The following is a 15,611-nucleotide window of genomic DNA, read 5'->3' as shown; positions in this document are numbered from 1 at the left end:
ACGAGCGCGGCCATGGCACGATGGGCGGGCACCACCGGGCGTCGGAGAGGGGACCAGGTGAGCGGCACGCAGGTGCTCCCGTTGCGCCCGATGACCGTCGGCGAGCTGCTCGACGCCGCCGCCACGCTGCTGCGCGCCCACTGGAAGCCCCTGCTGGCCGGTTCCTTCGGCCTCGCGGCCGTCGAGCAGGTCATCATGACCTGGATGCGGCTGTCGACGCAGGACGCGCTGGCCCCGAGGTACTCCTCCGACCTCTTCGGCGAACCGACCGTGCTGTGGCTGTGGATGATCGCCGGGCTGACCACGGAGATCCTCATCATCACCGTCCTTGGCGTGCCCGCGAGCCGGGCGGCGCTGGCGACGGTCCTCGACCGTCCCGCCCCCGGTTTCGCCGAGCTGTACGTGCGCGGCGTGCCGTGGGGGCGGGTGGTGGTCGTGGCGGTGATCATCGCGCCGGTCGCCGCGCTCACCGCGGCGATGTGCGGGCTGCCGTGGTTCGTCGTCTACGCCTTCGGCGGGCTCATCGTGCCCGTCCTGATCATCGACGGAGCCCCACTGGGGACCGCGATCGGCCGCGGCCTCGCCCTCGCCGGGCGCGCGGGCTGCCGCGCGGCGGGCGTCCGGCTGCTCGGATACGGCTCGTGGCTGCTGGTGCGCCTGGCCATCACCTGCGGTGCCTGGTCGGCGGCCGACCAGATCGCGTCCTACTCGTCGATCCTGGAGGGGAACCTGCTGCTCGTCCTGGGCGGCGCCTACCTCGCCATCAACACCATGGCCTACGCGATGCTCGCGTGCCTCGACGCCGTGACCCTGATCGAGACGCGCATCCGCACCGAAGGCCTCGACATCGTCTTGACCCGGGCCGCGGCCCGCGGCGACGCCCCGAACCTCGCGCCGCCGCGGATGCTCGTGTACCCGCCGCACGGAGGGCCGCCGCGGTGAGCGAGAACGACGGGCCCGTCTCGGGCGGAATCGCGCGCTGGTGGTCGCAGCTGGTCGCCGACATCTCCGACTGGTACCCCCTCGGCGTCGGCGGGCTGCTGCTGACGCTGCTGATCCTGGCCACGGTCGTCGCGCTGTTCTCGCACGGCACGGGCTGGCTGCGGCGGGAGCGCAGGTACGACGGCGTCGTCGAGTACGACAAGGCCGCCGAAGTCCTCGACGACGAAGTCCCCGACCTCCCCTCCGACCAGCTGCGCGCGCGTGCCCGCGCCTACGCCGCCGCCGGCGATCACCGCCGCGCCGTGCGCGAGTGGCTGCGCGCGAGCGTCCGCGACCTCATCGACCGCGAGCTCATCGACCACCGCCCGGGCTGGACGGTCACCGAACTGGCCGCGGCCGCCTCGGCGGCGCTGCCCCCGGCGGCGGTCGCCATGGACGAGGCCGCGCGGATCTTCTCCGACATCTGGTACGGCCAGCACGAGGCCGACGCCGGGCACGTGGAGCGCATGGCCGAGCTCGACGCGACGATCTCCGCCGCCGCGGGCGGCCGCCTCGCCGGGAGCGCGACATGACCACGACGACTCCCCCGCCCGAGACGGTCGAGGCGGCACCCGCCGCGAAAGGCCCGGTCAAGAAGAAGAGCCGCTGGTCGAAGCCCCGACTGATCACCCCCTACGCGGTCGTGTTCCTCCTGGCGATCCTCACGGTGATCGCGGTGTCGGTCGAGACGCCGTCCCCCGGTGACGAGGACTACCTGTCCCCCACCGCCACGAGCGATTTCGGGGGCAGCGTCCTCGCGCAGCGGCTCACCGAGCGCGGGATCGCCACGACCGTCGCCACCAACGTCGCCGACGCGCTCGCCGCCGCCGGGCGGCCGAACACCACCCTGTTCGTCCCCGCGCCCGACTTCGTGCGCGCCGACCAGCTGCTGGAGATGAGCTACCTGCCGGAGGGCACCAGGATCGTTCTGGTCCGGCCCGGCGCCTTCCGCCTCATGGCGCTGACGGGTCTCCAGGTCGCCGACAGCCGCATCGCCACCGGGCTCGCCGAGCCCGGTTGCAACGTCCCCGAGGCCGCCGCGGCCGGTCCCGCCGAGGTGTTCCGCGACCGCTACGCCGCACCGGACCCGCCCAAGGGCATGCAGCCGGTCACCATCGGCGTGCCCTGCTACGACGGCTCCATGGTCACCGTCCCCTCCGTCGAGGAGATGCCCGAGATCGTCGTCGTCGGCGCCGCCGACCCCTTCGACAACGCGCGCATCAACGCCGCCGGGAACAGCGAGCTGGCCGTCGGGATGCTCGCCACGCGCCCGAATCTGGTGTGGCTCGACATGCACGCGTCCGAGCCGCCCCCGAAGTACGACGGCGAAGAGCAGGAGCCCGACCCCTACGTCCCGCCCAAGGCGAGCAGCCCCGAGAACCCGCTGTACAAGGCCTTCCCGGCCTGGATGTGGGCGGCGCTGATCGGCCTGCTCATCGTGTTCGCGCTCGCCGCGCTGGCCCGGGGCCGCCGGCTCGGCCCGCCGGTCGTGGAACCCCTGCCGGTGCAGGTCCCGGCCGCCGAGACCGTCTACGGCCGCGCCCGCCTCTACCGGCGCGGCGACGGGCGCGAGGCCGCGCTCAGCGCCATGCGCGACGGCGCCCTGCACCGGATCCTGCCCGCGGTCGGCCTGTCCTCGAAGGCCGACCTCGGCCAGATCGTGGAGACCGTCGCCGCCCGCGCCGGACGGGACCGGCAGCAAGTGCGCATGATCCTGTTCGGGCCGCCGCCCGGCTCCGACCAGGACCTGCTCAACTCGATCCACGCGCTCGACTCCCTGGAGCACGCCGTCCTCGGCGAGCGCCCTCATGAAAGGCGGCACCGAAGGTGACCGAGAATCCCGTCAGCGCCACGGCCGGCGCGAAGTGGTCCGGCTCCGCGCCCGTCGCGGCGGCGCCGCAGGTCAGCCCGGCCGACACGGCCCGCGCGCGGGCGGCCCTCGGCCGTCTGCGTGACGAGGTCGGCAAGGTCATCGTCGGGCAGCAGTCGACGGTGTCCGGGCTGGTCATCGGGCTGCTGTGCCGGGGGCACATCCTCCTTGAGGGCGTGCCGGGTGTGGCCAAGACCCTGATCGTGCGGACCCTGGCGGCCGCATTGTCGCTGGACACCAAGCGGCTCCAGTTCACGCCCGACCTGATGCCGGGTGACGTGACGGGCTCGCTGATCTACGACACGCATTCGTCGAACTTCGACTTCCGGCCCGGCCCGGTGTTCACGAACCTGCTGCTGGCCGACGAGATCAACCGCACGCCCCCGAAGACGCAGGCCGCGCTGCTGGAGGTCATGGAGGAGCGGCAGGTAACCGTCGAGGGCAAGCCGCGTCCGCTGCCCGAGCCGTTCCTGGTCGCGGCGACGCAGAACCCGGTCGAGTACGAGGGGACCTACCCGCTGCCCGAGGCGCAGCTGGACCGGTTCCTGCTGAAGCTGACCGTCGACCCGCCCTCCCGCGAGGAGGAGCTGAACGTGCTGCGCAAGCACCACGCCGGTTTCGACCCGCGCGACCTCGCGGCCGCCGGTGTGCGGGCCGTCGCGACCGGCGAGGACATCGCCGCCGCGCAACGCGCGGTCGCCGCGACGCAGGTCGCCGACCCGGTCATGGGCTACATCGTCGACATCACGCAGGCCACCCGGCACTCGCCGTCGCTGTCCCTGGGCGCCTCGCCGCGTGCGGCGACGGCGCTGCTCAACGCGTCGAAGGCGTGGGCGTGGCTGGCCGGGCGCGACTACGTGACTCCCGACGACGTGAAGTCCCTGACCCGCCCGTGCCTGCGTCACCGGATCCAGGTGCGGCCCGAGGCCGAGCTGGAGGGCATCGCCTCCGACGACGTGCTGAACTCGCTGCTGGCGACCGTCCCGACGCCGCGATGATCACCTGGCGCCCGGTCGTCGTCTTCGGCGTCCTGCTGCTGACCCTGCCGCTGTGGCCGCTGCCGTGGCTGGGGTTGCTGCTGTACATCGTGCTGGTCGGTGTGGCGTGCCTGGCCGACGCGATGATGGCCGCGCCGCTGGACCGGCTGACGATGTGGCGGTCGGGCGACAAGATGGTGCGCCTGACCGGCACGGCGACGGTGACACTGCACGTCCGCAACGACGGGCCGCGCACCCTGCACGGCGCCCTGCACGACTCGTGGGTCCCCTCCGCCGGGGCCACGCCCGCCTCCCACCCGGTGACGCTCCCGCCAGGCAAGGCGCGCGAGCTGGTGACGACGCTGACGCCGACCCGGCGCGGTGACCGGCCTGCCGTGCGTGTGACCGTCCGCTCCCACGGCCCGATGCGCCTGGCCTACCGCCAGACCCCCCGCGCCCGTGCCGACAAGGTCAGCCCGCCGTGGACGCTGCGGGTCCTGCCGCGCTTCGACTCGCGGCGGCACCTGTCGGAGAAGTACTCCCGGCTGCGGGTCCTGGAAGGCGCCGTCGCCGCGCGCGGACGCGGCCGGGGCAGCGAGTTCGACTCGCTGCGGGAGTACGTGATCGGCGACGACATCCGCTCGATCGACTGGCGCGCGTCGGCCCGCCGGGAGTCGGTGATCGTGAAGACCTGGCGGCCCGAGCGCGACCGCCGCGTCGTGTGCGTGCTGGACACCGGCCGCACCTCGGCCGTGCAGGTCGGCGACACCAACGGCGGCGGCCTCGCCGAGCCGCGCCTGGACGCCGCAATCGACGCGGCCCTGCTGTTGTCGGCGGTCGCCGCCCGCGCGGGTGACCGCGTCGACGCGCTCGCCGTGGACACCGAGGTGCGCGCGGTCATCGAGGGCGGCGCCCGGCGCGGGCTGCTGCCGAAACTGGTGCGGGCCCTGGCCCCGCTGGAACCGGCGCTGGTCGAGACCGACTTCGGGCTCGTCGTCGCCGAGGTGCTCAAACGCGAGGCCAAGCGCGCGCTGGTGGTGATCTTCACGTCGCTGGAGCCGGGCGCGATCGCCGAGTCGCTGCTCCCGGCGCTGCCGCAGCTGGCATCACGGCACAAGGTCATCGTGGCCGCCGTCAGCGACCCGGTCATCGCGCGCATGCGAACCCGGCGCGGATACGGCGACGGGGACCCGATGGACGTGGCCTACCAGGCCGCCGCCGCGGAGAAGTCGCTCGTCGAGCGGCGCCGGGTCGCGGCGAGCCTCGTGCGCTACGGCGTCGAGGTCGTCGACCAGCCCGCCGACGTGTTCGCGAGCAAGGTGACCGACGCGTATCTGGCGCTGAAGGCGAGCGGGCGGCTCTAGCCGGGGAAGCCGACCGATGCGCACCGGAGTGGGCGCGAGCCGGCGACATCTCCCGCAGCGCCGCCCACTAAAACGCCCGGGCCCCGTCTCCGGAGCCCGGGCGCGTGCCGGGTCTCGCGTCTTGCCCGCCCGGCTCTCGCCGGGCCACCTCAACGTCTCGCTATGGCGTGTTGTTCGCCAGGGCGATGAGCCGGTCGCGGCTTCCGTTGAAGATGTTGCGGTCGCAGTTGCCGCTCACGCCGGGCACCGAGCCCGTCGAGGTGTACTGCCAGAAGGTGTACACCGGCCAGCCGTTCGGCATGTTCGGCGTCGACACCCCGTAGTGGGCGATCCACAATGGATTGCTCGCTACGAAGTCGGTCGAACCGGCCATGCAGTCGTTCCACCAGCTGGCCGCGGTGTAGACGAGCGCGTCGCGGCCGGTGCGGGCCTTGTAGGTGTTGAGGAAGTCGTGCGTCCAGGCCACCAGCGATCCCGCCGACATGCCGTAACAGGCCGCTCCGTAAGGGTTCCACTCGATGTCGAGCGTGGCCGGGAGGGTCTGGTTGTCCGCCGACCAGCCGCCGCCGTGGTCGACCAGGTAGTTCGCCTGGTCGGCGCCGGAGGAGACGTTCGGGAGCCCGAAGTGGTAGGCGCCCCGGATCAGCCCGGCCTCGTAGGAACCCACGTACTGCTGGGCGAAGTGGTCGTTGGTGTAGCTCGTGCCCTCGGTCGCCTTGATCATCGCGAACTGGATCCCGGCGCCGGCGACGGCGCCCCAGTCCACGTCGCCCTGGTGGCCCGACACGTCGATGCCCTCGGGCGGCGCGTCGGCCGAGGCCGGACGGGCCAGCCAGAGTCCGGCGGCCAGCATGGCGATCGCCGCGACGACGGCGATCACGCTCCGCTTACGCGGTAATGCGAAACGGGTCATGTTGCTCCTTTCGGGATTGAAGGGATGCGCCGCACTCTACCCACCGGTAGCAAGGCGGGCGTGCCAGAATCCGCCCATGGAGAAACGGCCCGACTGGGCACCGTTCGTCGAGCACACCAACCACCGGCCGGCCCGTGCGGTGCATCTCAAGGCCCTGGAAGGTTTCGACGCCCCCGGCCGCGCCCTCGATCTGGGCTTCGGGGCGGGCAACGAGAGCGTCGACCTCCTCGACCGCGGCTGGGATCTCACCGCCGTCGACAGCACGCCGAAGGCGATCGACAACCTGCGCGAACGCGCCGAGGGCCGTCCGGGGAGACTCACCCTGATCGAGGCCAGGCTCGCCGACGTGCCACTGCCCACCGTGGACTACATCTACGCCGGCTACAGCCTCTTCTTCACCGAACCGGAACGCTTCGACGGCCTGTGGGCCTCGATCCGCGCGGCCCTCGCACCCGGTGGGGTCTTCGCCGGGCACCTGCTCGGCGACCGCGACACCTGGGCCGAACTCCCCTGGATCAGCCGGCACACCGAGGAACGCGCCCGCGAGCTCCTCGACGGCCTCGACCTGGTGTGGTTCGAGGTCGAGGACGCCGACGGTCAGGCCCTCGGCGGCCCGAAGCACTGGCACGTCCACGAGTTCATCGCGCGACGCCCCCGGTGATCAGCCTTCCAGCGCGGTCAGGTCGCGTTCGGCGAACAGCCGGTGCTCCCAGCCCTCGTTGAGGACGACGAGGAGGCATTCCCGGTAGGGCACGCCTTCCTCGCTCGGGTAGCCCGGTGACGTCCGTGTGACCTCGCCGGCCAGCAGCTCGTCGGTCAGCGCCGTCAGAACGCGCCCGATCGTCGCCTTGCGCTCCTCGCGGACGGCGAGGACCTCGTCTAGCGAAGGCCTGGCCTCCCGGTCCCAGGGCACGACGCCGGGCCAGCCCGGCGCCTCGTCCCAGGGCAGGTCGAGCGGGTGCCACGGGGCTTCCACGCCGAGCAGCATCCGGTCGACCCAGCTCGCGTAGGCGAAGTTGAGGTGCCGCAGGGTCTGGATGAAGGACCACTCGCCGTCGACGCGCTCGTGCAGCGTGTCCTCGGGGAAGGTCCGCGCCCGCGCGATCGTTCCCTCCCAGCGGCGTTCCAGCGCGGCCCAGCCGGCGCGGAAGCCGTCGGGGTCGCCGGGCCGCATGAGGACCCGGTCGGGGTCGCGGCGGTCGAGTTCGGCCTCGATGAGCGGTGCGACGTCGACGCCGTTGACGACGACGTCGCGCAGCTCACCGCTGATCTCGACGCCCCGCATGTACACACCGCGCAGGCGGGTGTCGCCGAAGAGGGCGCCGTGGACGCGCACGCCGCCGAAGTCGACCTCGCGCATCCGGGCGCCGTTGAAGCGGATGCGGGTGAAGGAGGTGTCACGGAGGTTCACGTCCTCGAAGCACGCCCCGGAGAAGTCCTGTTCACGAAACTCGGTCATGCCCGACAGGCTAGGCCCGGTTCCGGACGTTCCGCGTCCGGAACCGGCGGGCTACATCTCCAGCCGCGCGGTCAGTCCGGCGATGCCGTCGGCGACGAGTTCCTCGTCGCCTTCCTGGACGCCGTGCCGGATCGCGTGGACCGCGCCCATCCACACGTAGAAGCGCAGGCGGTCCGGCGACACCGTCCCGCCGTAGTCGGCGATCAGGTCGCGCGTCACCTCCTCGCCGAAGGTGATCCACAGGCCGACGAAGTCGATCGTCGGGTCCCCGACGAGCGCCGTCTCGAAGTCGATCAGCGCCGTCGGCGAGCCGTCCTCGCCGCACAGGATGTGCTCGGTGCCGAGGTCGCGGTGCACCAGCACCGGCGTGAACCCGGTGAGCGCGTCGAGGGCCTCGTCGTGCCGCTTCGCGAGGACCGCGCGCAGCCCCGGCTCCAGTCGCGGCATGACCTCGCCGTCGATCCAGATCCGGTCACGCGCGTACTCGTCCCGCCAGCCGCCGACCGGGCGGCCGAGCAGTTCCGCGGCCCGTTCGGCCGGGAAGGAGTGCAGCTCCCGCAGCATGCCGGCGACCTCGCCGACCCGGTCGCCCGCGCCGATCGCGCGGCCCGGCAGGCGCGGATAGAGCATGTAGGTGTGGCCGCCGAACTCGCCGACGGTCTCGGGGACCGGCACGGCGAAGGTGACGTGCCGCGCCAGTTCGGGCAGCAGCCGCTCCTCGCGGCGGTGGGCGGCGGCGATCTCGTCGTTGCGGGCGACGCGCAGGATGCGGGTGCCGCCGATGTCGAAGGTCCACGAGGCCCAGCCTCCGTGGATGGGCGTGGCGGGCGCGGTGATGCCCAGCTGGTCGAGGAGCGCCGAGGGGTCCATGAGGCCCGAGACTAAGGGGGACGTGTTCCCGAGTCGCGCGGTTTTCCGCGACGCCTCTGGTAGGAACAGGGCATGAGCGGACTGGCCATCACCGGCGCCACCGGCGCGATCGGCGGCGCGGTCGCGGCGAACATCGCCGCGGCGGGCGCCGCCATGACCCTCGTCGTGCGCGACCCGTCCCGGGCGCCCGAGTACCCGGGCGCCGAGGTGCGGCGGGCGTCGTCGTACGGGGACGGCGCGGCGATGCGCGCGGCCTTCGACGGGGCCTCGACGGTGTTCCTGGTGTCGGCGACCGAGTCGGCCGACCGGGTCGAGCAGCACCTCGCGGCGGTCGACGCGGCCGTCGCGGCCGGTGTCCGGCGGATCGTCTACCTGTCGTTCCTGGCCGCCGCACCCGACGCGACCTTCACCTTCGCCCGCGACCACTTCGCCACCGAGGAGCACATCAAGGCGAGCGGACTCGCCTGGACCTTCCTGCGGCCGAGCCTGTACGCCGACTACGTGCCGGGCATGGCCTGGGACGACGGGGCCATCCGCGGCCCCGCCGGGAGCGGACGCGTCGCCTGGGTGGCCCGCCGCGACGTCGCCGACACCGCCGCCTCGGTCCTGATGACCGAGGGCCACGACGGCCGCGTCCACGACCTGACCGGCCCGAAGGCGCTGACGATGGTCGAGACCGCCGAGATCCTGTCGACCGTTACCGGGAAGGGCGTCCACTACGTCCCCGAGAGTCTCGACGAGGCCCGCGCCTCCCGCGGTGGCTACGGCGCCGCCGACTGGGAGGTCGAAGGCTGGATCACGTCCTACGCGGCCATCGCGACGGGCGAGATGAACGTGGTCTCCGACGCGGTCGCGACCCTGACGGGCCGCCCGGCGACGGGGCTGCGCGAGGCGATCGAGCAGCTGTAGGGCTAACCCCCGACCTTCTCCACCCGGGGCCCGTACAACGTGTCCCAGACCTGCGCGGTCACCGCACGGCTCGCCGCGAGGCGCCCGGCGTTGCGCCGGTAGCGCTCGGCGAGGACCGCGCTCATGAAGGCCCAGCCGGGTGTCCCCGGCGGGGGCGGCGGCACGACCTTGGCGGCCAGTTCCGCGGCCAGGGCCTGCCCGAGCGCCGTGCGGGCGGGTTCGCGGATCTGAGCGTTGCGGGACAGGAAGTGCCGCACGGCCAGCGCGAGTTCGTCGTCGAGGTCGGCGAGGTCGACCAGGGAGGCCCACGCGCCGAGCTGCGGCGGCATCAGCGGGATCCAGCCCCACACGGCGGGCGAGCGCTCGTGGATGACGACGGTGCCGGCGGCGAGGTCGCCGAGGCGTTTGCCCGCCGGGTTGATCAGCATCGTCCACAGCCCGACCAGCCAGGTGATACCGGGCAGCAGCAGTCCGGGGAATTCGAGGGTGACGCCGACGAGCGCGCGCACGAGCGCGTGCCGGAAGCGGATGGGTCCGCCGTCGTCGCGGACGACGCGCAGGCCGGCGGCGAGTTTGCCGACGGAGCGGCCCTTGCTGAGGGTCTCGACGCCGGCGGGGATCACCACGAACAGGATGATCAGGTCGATCAGGACGAACGCGCTGACCAGGGCGCCGTCGACGTCGGCGCCGCTCTGGTCGAGTTCGCTGAGGAAGTACGTGGTGAGGGTGCTGAGCAGGAGCGCGGCACCGGCGAGGACCATCAGGTCGAGGGCGAAGGCGAGCATCCGCGAGCCGAGGCGGGCGACGCGCACGTCGAGTTCGACCGCTTCGCCGCTGACGAAGCGGCCGGGGAGGATGGTCGACGCGTCGGCTGCCACCCGCCCAGTGTGCCGTACGCGCGCCCGTCGGCGCTCACGCGTCCGAGCGCCCGGGCGTTGCCGTCGGGCGGTACCGTCGCTGCGTGGACCTGGATGCCTACGTCGCCGAACACAACGCCGAGTGGCTGCGCCTCGACCAGCTCAGCCGGGGCGCGCGACTGACGGCGGAGCAGTCCGACGAGCTGATGATGCTGTACCAGCGCGCGGCGACGCACCTGGCGGTCGTGCGCAGCCGGATGCCCGACCCGCTGCTGGTGGCACGGCTGTCGCAGCTGGTGCTGCGGGCGCGCAGCGCGATCACCGGAACGACGCGGACCTCGCCGCGCCAGTTCGTCCGCTTCTTCACGCACACGTTCCCGGCGACGGTGTACCAGGCGTGGCCGTGGTGGACGGGCGTGATCGCCTCCTTCGTGCTGATCGGGGGCGGTCTGATCTGGTTCGTGGCGGCGCATCCGGCCACCCAGCTGGCGCTGATGTCGCCGGAGCAGATCGAGGCGCTGGTCAACCAGGACTTCGAGGCCTACTACAGCGAGTACGCCGCGCAGAACTTCTTCCTGAGGGTCTGGACGAACAACGCCTTCGTCGCCGCGCAGGCCCTCATCGGGGGCGTGCTGGTCCTGCCGACGCTGTACGTGCTGTGGCAGAACATCCTCAACCTCGGCATCACCGGGGGCGTGATGGTCGGCAACGACGGCGCCGACACGTTCTTCCTGCTCATCGCCCCGCACGGGCTGCTGGAGCTGACGGCGGTGTTCGTCGCCTCCGGTGTCGGGCTGCGAATCGGCTGGTCGTGGATCGCGCCGGGTCCGGCGCTGACGCGCGGGCAGTCCCTGGCCGCCGCGGCCCGCTCGGGTGCGATGGTGGCGATGGGACTGGTCGCGGTGCTGTTCGTCAGCGGCCTCATCGAGGGCTTCGTGACGCCGTTCCTCCCGGCGCCGCTGGCCATCACCATCGGCGCCTTCGTCTGGGTCGGTTTCCTGGCCTACGTGGTGATCCTCGGCCGCCGCGCCATCGCCGAGGGCGAGACGGGCGACCTCACCGCCGACGTGCGCTGAGGCTGGCGCCGCGCGGCCGCCAGGCCGTATCGTGACGTCACCGGCCACAGTGGAGCGAGACGGGGAGGCTGCGCGTGGAGCTGCGCACGGAGCGGAAGCCCGGGGTGAGCTCGCCCGGGCCGGTCCGCACGGCCGGCCCGAAAGCGCCCTAGCGTGGAGATCGGGAGACGGTACGCGCGGCTGTACGGCATGAGCAGCTACCAGGACGGCTGCGGCATCGAGGATCTGCCGGCCGCCGGCACCAACGTCGAGGCCCTCAAGGACGCGTTGCCGCACTGGGGTTTCGTCGTCGAGTCGACCAAGAACCCCGTGCAGTCGCAGATCGAGCAGGATCTGCAGATCTCGGCGGGCAAGGTCACCGGGGACGACGTGTTCCTGCTGTACCTGGCCGGGCACGCCTTTCTGGACGAGGACCACGAGGACATCTACTTCGCGACTCGCAGCACCTATTACAAGAGGGACTACGAGCAGTACTGCTACTCCCTCGCGGCGGCGCTGCGGGCGCTGGGGAAGATCGGCGCGAAGCTGAAGGTGCTCGTCCTCGACTCGTGCTTCAGTGGTGCCGCCACGTATCTGCCGGGGGCGCTGTCGGCCGGATCGGCTCGCAGCAGCGTCGCCATCCTCGCCTCCAGTATGCGCACCCGGCCGTCCTTCGCCGTTCCGGGCGAACCCTTATCGCGGTACACGGGCGCGCTCGTGGACTGCCTCGGCACTTTCGTGCGGTCCGCGACCGACCCCGTCTCGCTGAGCATGCTGGCCGAGGCTCTGCTCCGGGAGATGCGGGACCGGGAGGGTGATCAGACGCCGGAACACCTCATCCGCGGCGACGGCGCCCTTCCGCTGCTCAAGCGCAGCACCCCGCCCGCGCCACCGTGGGCGCACAATGTCAAGGCCGCTCCGGCGGAGGCCGGCCGGTCGCGGCTCACCGCACCGGCCGTCCTCACCGGCGGCGGCCGAAAGGCCGGTTCCTCCTATTCGAGTTTCCTCCGGTCGAGTGCGGCCCGCGGGCCGGGCGGGGCCCAGGTCGTCCCGAACGCCGAGCGGTCGTCCATGCTCGACGCGACACCCGGCGCGGCCCCCGAGCGCGGCCCCGAACCGCCACCGCCCACCACGCGCCAAAGGCCGAGGAGCTGATCCGTCACATGTGGACCGAGTCCTGGACCAGGCGTCTCCCCCTCAGTCCCGGAACCCTTGAGGAGCACCTCATCTGGGGTGTCCTCGGCACAGCCCACGGCCTGCTCACCGCCGACGTCGACGGCCGTGTCACGCTCTTCGGCGCCGACGGCGAGGCGACCGTCCTCGGCTCGCACGACGGCCCGGCCAGGCGGCTCATCGGCGACCCGCTCGGCCGCACACCGCTGTGCGCCAGCAGCGGCGACGACTTCGCCGTCCGGCTCTGGGATCCGGCGAGCGGCCGCGGACACGGCGTGCTCCGGGGACACGACGGCGTGATCCACAGCCTGGCCATGGGCGTCCACAAGGGACGCGTGCTCGTCCTGAGCGCGTCCGCCGACCTGACGGCCATCGTCTGGGACATCGCGACGACCCGGCCGCGGCGAACCCTGCGCGGCCACCGCGACGCCGTCTACTGCGCCCGGTTCCTCGCGTCCGGCCTGGCCGCGACCGGCGGAGAGGACGGCACCGTCCGGGTGTGGGACCTCGACGACGACTCCGGCGGGACCGTCCTTCATGGACACACCGCTCCCGTCGGCGCGCTCGCCGCCGACGGCCCGCACCTGCTCAGCGGTTCCGACGACGGCGAGGTCATCGGCTGGGACCTCGCCCGATCCCGCCCGCACTACCGGATCCGCGCCCACGACGGCTGGGTCCACGACATCGCCCTGCACCGCGACCTCGCCGCCACCACGGGCGACCGCCTCGTCCGCGTCTGGCACGCCGGCACCGGCCGGCCCGTCCTGAGCCTCGAAGGCCACGCGGGACCGACCACCAAGGTCCGCTTCGCGCGGCTCGACGGCCGCGACGTGCTCGTCACCTCCGCCGAGGACCTGCGCATCCGGGCCTGGGACCTGGCCGACGGCTCCGAAGTGGACGGTGTGCCCACCACCGCCGAGGGCGCGCTCTTCGACCTCGGCGCCGACGGACGGCTCGCCGTCGGGCACGGCCCGCGGCTCTCGCTCCACACCCGCGGGTCCGACCGCATCACCGACACCGAACAGGAAGCCCGAGCGACATGACCGACACAAGCGACAGTTCCACGACCGAGCTCGCCGAGGTCCTCGCCGAGCAGCTGAACACCATCCGGGCCTTCCAGCAGGAGCTCAACCGCGCGCGCGAGCAGCAGGGCGTCCTCGAAGCCCGCGTCCGGAAGCTGGAGGAGCCGCCGCGGACTCCGGCCCGCGGTACCGCCGTGGACTGGTCCACACTGGCGGGACCCGAGCGGGCGCGGCTGCTCGGCGAGCTGGCGGTCTTCGTCGCCGGGCTCGTCGAACGCCAGCAGCTGCGCAGGGTCGTCCTGCCCTGCTGGTGGCGGCATCCGGCCGCGGTCGAGGAGCTGGGCGCGCTGTGGCAGGCGCGGGCCTACGCCTACGACCCGGCGCGCGACGCCAGCCATCCCAGCTGGTGGCGCGACGTTCTCGACCGCGCGGTCCCGCGTCTGCGCCGGATGTTCGTGCTCTGCCACGAGGGCCACGCCGAGGAGCCCGGCGCATGGGAGTCCGATGTGGACGTGGCGGCGTTCGCCGCTCACCTGGAGGAGCCGGGCGGGTCCTAGCAGCGGTCGATGTAGACGCAGCTCGTCGAGACCAGAACGGGCATCGCGTTGAGGAACCCCGTCAGCAGCGTCTCCGGGTCCTCGATCAGGCGCACGCCCTCGTCGCCCTCCTCCAGGTTCGCGGCGGCGGCCTCGGCGGCGATCGTGCTGATCGCCCCCCACAGGTTCTCGGCCTGATGCGCGAAGAGCCACATGTGGTAGACGTCGTAGCCGACGGTGGCCCGGGGCGCGTTGGGCATGCCGATCTGGAAGCCGCCCAGCGACTGGGGCGTGTTGCCCAGCCCCAGCGCCAGCGGCCGGATCTGGTGTCTGCGGGCGAACTCCTCGGCGTCCGGTCCGCTGGTGCGGGTGCGGACGAGCAGGCCGTCCTTGGCCAGGCCGTCGAAGAGCGGCGCGGGTTCGCGCACGCCGGCGCGCGAGGCGGCGTCCTCGACCATGGCGCGGGTGGTCGGCGAGGCGCCGACCGACTCGGGATCGCCGTGCGCGACTGCCCACACGGCGTACTCGGCGGCGCTCAAGGAGAAGACGCCGTCCCGGAAGCGGACCTCGAAGGACTCCGGCGCCTCGGCCTCGGGACGGGTGAACATGGGACCGGCGAAATGGCCTACGGGCAGCACGAGTTCCACATTGGAGTTGTCGAGCGGGCCGCCGCCGTGCTCGGCGAACTCCTGGCGGATCCGCCGGGTCTCGGCCAGGATCGCGCCGAGGTCGGGCGCGGTGTTCACGGTTTCGGTGCGGTCGCCGACCGCACCCGCGTTCTTCGCTGACGCCACCGTCGCCCCCTCCACCCGTGTCTCGGGACCGCACTCATTCTGCGTGAGCGCCGGTTCGTCCACAAGGCCCGGTGGGCGCGGCGGTCTCAGGCCCGGCGGTCGAGATAGACGCAGCTCGTCGAGATGAGCACCGGCAGGGCCTCGATCACGTGACGCAGCAGGATGTCGGGGTCGTCGACGAGTCGCGGGCGATCCTCACCGTTCTCCTCGGCGTTGGCGTCGGCGGCCTCACGGGCCATCTCGGCGAGGGCCGACCACAGATCGGCGGCGAGGTGCGCGAAAAGCCAGATGTGGTAGACGTCGTAGCCGACACTGACCCGCGCGGCACCCGGCATGCCGATCTCGAAGACGCCGGGCCGTTCCGGGGAGTTGCCGAGGCCGAGGGCCAGCGGCCGGATCTGGTGGGTCATCGCGAACGCGCGCGCACCCTCCACATCGGACGGTACGAAGGCGACGAGCCCGTCGGCGCGCAACCCGTCGAGCACCGGACCGGGCGCGTCGAGCCCGGCGAGGCGGGCGGCTTTCTCGGCGTCGGCCCGGGTCAGCGGCGACCCGGCGAGGTCGGCGGGCTCACCGTGGGCGCTGGCCCACATGACGTACTCGGCGGCGCTGAGGGAGAAGACGCCGTCGCGGTAGCGGATCTCGAAGGAGTCGGGCGCGGCGGCGCCCCGATGCGGGTAGACCGGTCCGGCGAAGTGCCCGACGGGGAACAGGTGCGGTTCGCCGACGTGCGGCGGCAGCGCCGAACCCAGCTGGCGGCGGATCGCGCTCGGTGCCCCGATCGGCTGCGCCTCGGTCATCTCTGCCCTCCGCACGGTGATCACCACATTC

General features: G+C 72.7%; 17 protein-coding genes. 11 read left to right on the top strand and 6 right to left on the bottom strand.

Annotated features, from left to right (window positions below):
* Nucleotides 1–57: 57 nt before the first annotated feature.
* The 5 genes from HNR73_RS41090 to HNR73_RS36915 all read left to right on the top strand — a co-directional run bounded on the left by HNR73_RS41090 (nt 58) and on the right by HNR73_RS36915 (nt 5,192).
* Nucleotides 58–942, top strand: a complete 885-nt coding sequence (locus HNR73_RS41090) for a hypothetical protein (RefSeq protein ID WP_184792728.1) — start codon at nt 58–60, stop codon at nt 940–942.
* Entirely contained in the window at nt 939–1,514 is a 576-nt protein-coding gene (locus HNR73_RS41085; RefSeq protein ID WP_184792727.1) for a DUF4129 domain-containing protein, read from the top strand. Before HNR73_RS41090 ends, HNR73_RS41085 begins: the two co-directional genes overlap by 4 nt.
* Nucleotides 1,511–2,812, top strand: coding sequence for a DUF4350 domain-containing protein (locus tag HNR73_RS36925; RefSeq protein ID WP_184792726.1), 1,302 nt, complete (start codon nt 1,511–1,513; stop codon nt 2,810–2,812). Before HNR73_RS41085 ends, HNR73_RS36925 begins: the two co-directional genes overlap by 4 nt.
* 116 nt (nt 2,813–2,928) lie before the next feature.
* A complete protein-coding gene (locus HNR73_RS36920; protein ID WP_221331325.1) occupies nt 2,929–3,849 on the top strand; it encodes an AAA family ATPase in 921 nt (306 codons plus the stop codon).
* Nucleotides 3,846–5,192, top strand: coding sequence for a DUF58 domain-containing protein (locus tag HNR73_RS36915; protein ID WP_184792724.1), 1,347 nt, complete (start codon nt 3,846–3,848; stop codon nt 5,190–5,192). The genes HNR73_RS36920 and HNR73_RS36915 overlap by 4 nt, the downstream gene beginning before the upstream one ends.
* Before the next feature lie 160 nt (nt 5,193–5,352).
* Here the strand turns inward: HNR73_RS36915 and HNR73_RS36910 are convergent, their stop codons facing one another.
* Nucleotides 5,353–6,105 carry a lysozyme gene (locus HNR73_RS36910; RefSeq protein ID WP_184792723.1) on the bottom strand — a complete coding sequence of 251 codons (753 nt, stop codon included), beginning with the start codon at nt 6,103–6,105 and terminating at the stop codon, nt 5,353–5,355.
* Between the two features lie 76 nt (nt 6,106–6,181).
* Between HNR73_RS36910 and HNR73_RS36905 the strand changes: the two genes are divergently transcribed.
* Entirely contained in the window at nt 6,182–6,766 is a 585-nt protein-coding gene (locus tag HNR73_RS36905; RefSeq protein WP_184792722.1) for a class I SAM-dependent methyltransferase, read from the top strand.
* Here HNR73_RS36905 and HNR73_RS36900 read toward each other — a convergent pair whose 3' ends face one another.
* Nucleotides 6,767–7,564, bottom strand: coding sequence for a DinB family protein (locus HNR73_RS36900; RefSeq protein WP_184792721.1), 798 nt, complete (start codon nt 7,562–7,564; stop codon nt 6,767–6,769).
* Nucleotides 7,565–7,615: 51 nt separating this feature from the next.
* On the bottom strand, nt 7,616–8,434 hold the full coding sequence (locus HNR73_RS36895; RefSeq protein WP_184792720.1) for a phosphotransferase family protein: 819 nt from the start codon (nt 8,432–8,434) through the stop codon (nt 7,616–7,618).
* A gap of 72 nt (nt 8,435–8,506) precedes the next feature.
* Between HNR73_RS36895 and HNR73_RS36890 the strand changes: the two genes are divergently transcribed.
* Nucleotides 8,507–9,343 carry an SDR family oxidoreductase gene (locus tag HNR73_RS36890; protein ID WP_184792719.1) on the top strand — a complete coding sequence of 279 codons (837 nt, stop codon included), beginning with the start codon at nt 8,507–8,509 and terminating at the stop codon, nt 9,341–9,343.
* A 2-nt stretch (nt 9,344–9,345) separates the two neighbouring features.
* Here HNR73_RS36890 and HNR73_RS36885 read toward each other — a convergent pair whose 3' ends face one another.
* Entirely contained in the window at nt 9,346–10,221 is an 876-nt protein-coding gene (locus tag HNR73_RS36885; RefSeq protein ID WP_184792718.1) for an RDD family protein, read from the bottom strand.
* Between the two features lie 83 nt (nt 10,222–10,304).
* On the opposite strand from HNR73_RS36885, the gene HNR73_RS36880 reads away from it, so the two are divergent.
* The 4 genes from HNR73_RS36880 (at nt 10,305) to HNR73_RS36865 (ending at nt 14,007) form a co-directional block, all read left to right on the top strand.
* Entirely contained in the window at nt 10,305–11,276 is a 972-nt protein-coding gene (locus HNR73_RS36880) for a stage II sporulation protein M (protein ID WP_184792717.1), read from the top strand.
* A gap of 153 nt (nt 11,277–11,429) precedes the next feature.
* Nucleotides 11,430–12,410 (top strand): caspase family protein, encoded by a 981-nt coding sequence (locus tag HNR73_RS36875; RefSeq protein ID WP_184792716.1) that lies wholly within the window; start codon nt 11,430–11,432, stop codon nt 12,408–12,410.
* Between the two features lie 8 nt (nt 12,411–12,418).
* Nucleotides 12,419–13,471, top strand: coding sequence for a WD40 repeat domain-containing protein (locus HNR73_RS36870; RefSeq protein ID WP_184792715.1), 1,053 nt, complete (start codon nt 12,419–12,421; stop codon nt 13,469–13,471).
* Nucleotides 13,468–14,007, top strand: coding sequence for a DUF4913 domain-containing protein (locus tag HNR73_RS36865; RefSeq protein ID WP_184792714.1), 540 nt, complete (start codon nt 13,468–13,470; stop codon nt 14,005–14,007). The genes HNR73_RS36870 and HNR73_RS36865 overlap by 4 nt, the downstream gene beginning before the upstream one ends.
* Here the strand turns inward: HNR73_RS36865 and HNR73_RS36860 are convergent.
* Nucleotides 14,004–14,780 carry a hypothetical protein gene (locus tag HNR73_RS36860; RefSeq protein ID WP_184792713.1) on the bottom strand — a complete coding sequence of 259 codons (777 nt, stop codon included), beginning with the start codon at nt 14,778–14,780 and terminating at the stop codon, nt 14,004–14,006. The genes HNR73_RS36865 and HNR73_RS36860 overlap by 4 nt on opposite strands.
* 86 nt (nt 14,781–14,866) lie before the next feature.
* Entirely contained in the window at nt 14,867–15,580 is a 714-nt protein-coding gene (locus tag HNR73_RS36855; protein WP_184792712.1) for a hypothetical protein, read from the bottom strand.
* Nucleotides 15,581–15,611 lie beyond the last annotated feature (31 nt).

The sequence above is a fragment of the Phytomonospora endophytica genome, from assembly GCF_014202425.1.
Classification (GTDB): domain Bacteria; phylum Actinomycetota; class Actinomycetes; order Mycobacteriales; family Micromonosporaceae; genus Phytomonospora; species Phytomonospora endophytica.
Note: the sequence above shows the minus strand (reverse complement) of the source record. Positions and strands in the feature narration are given on the sequence as shown.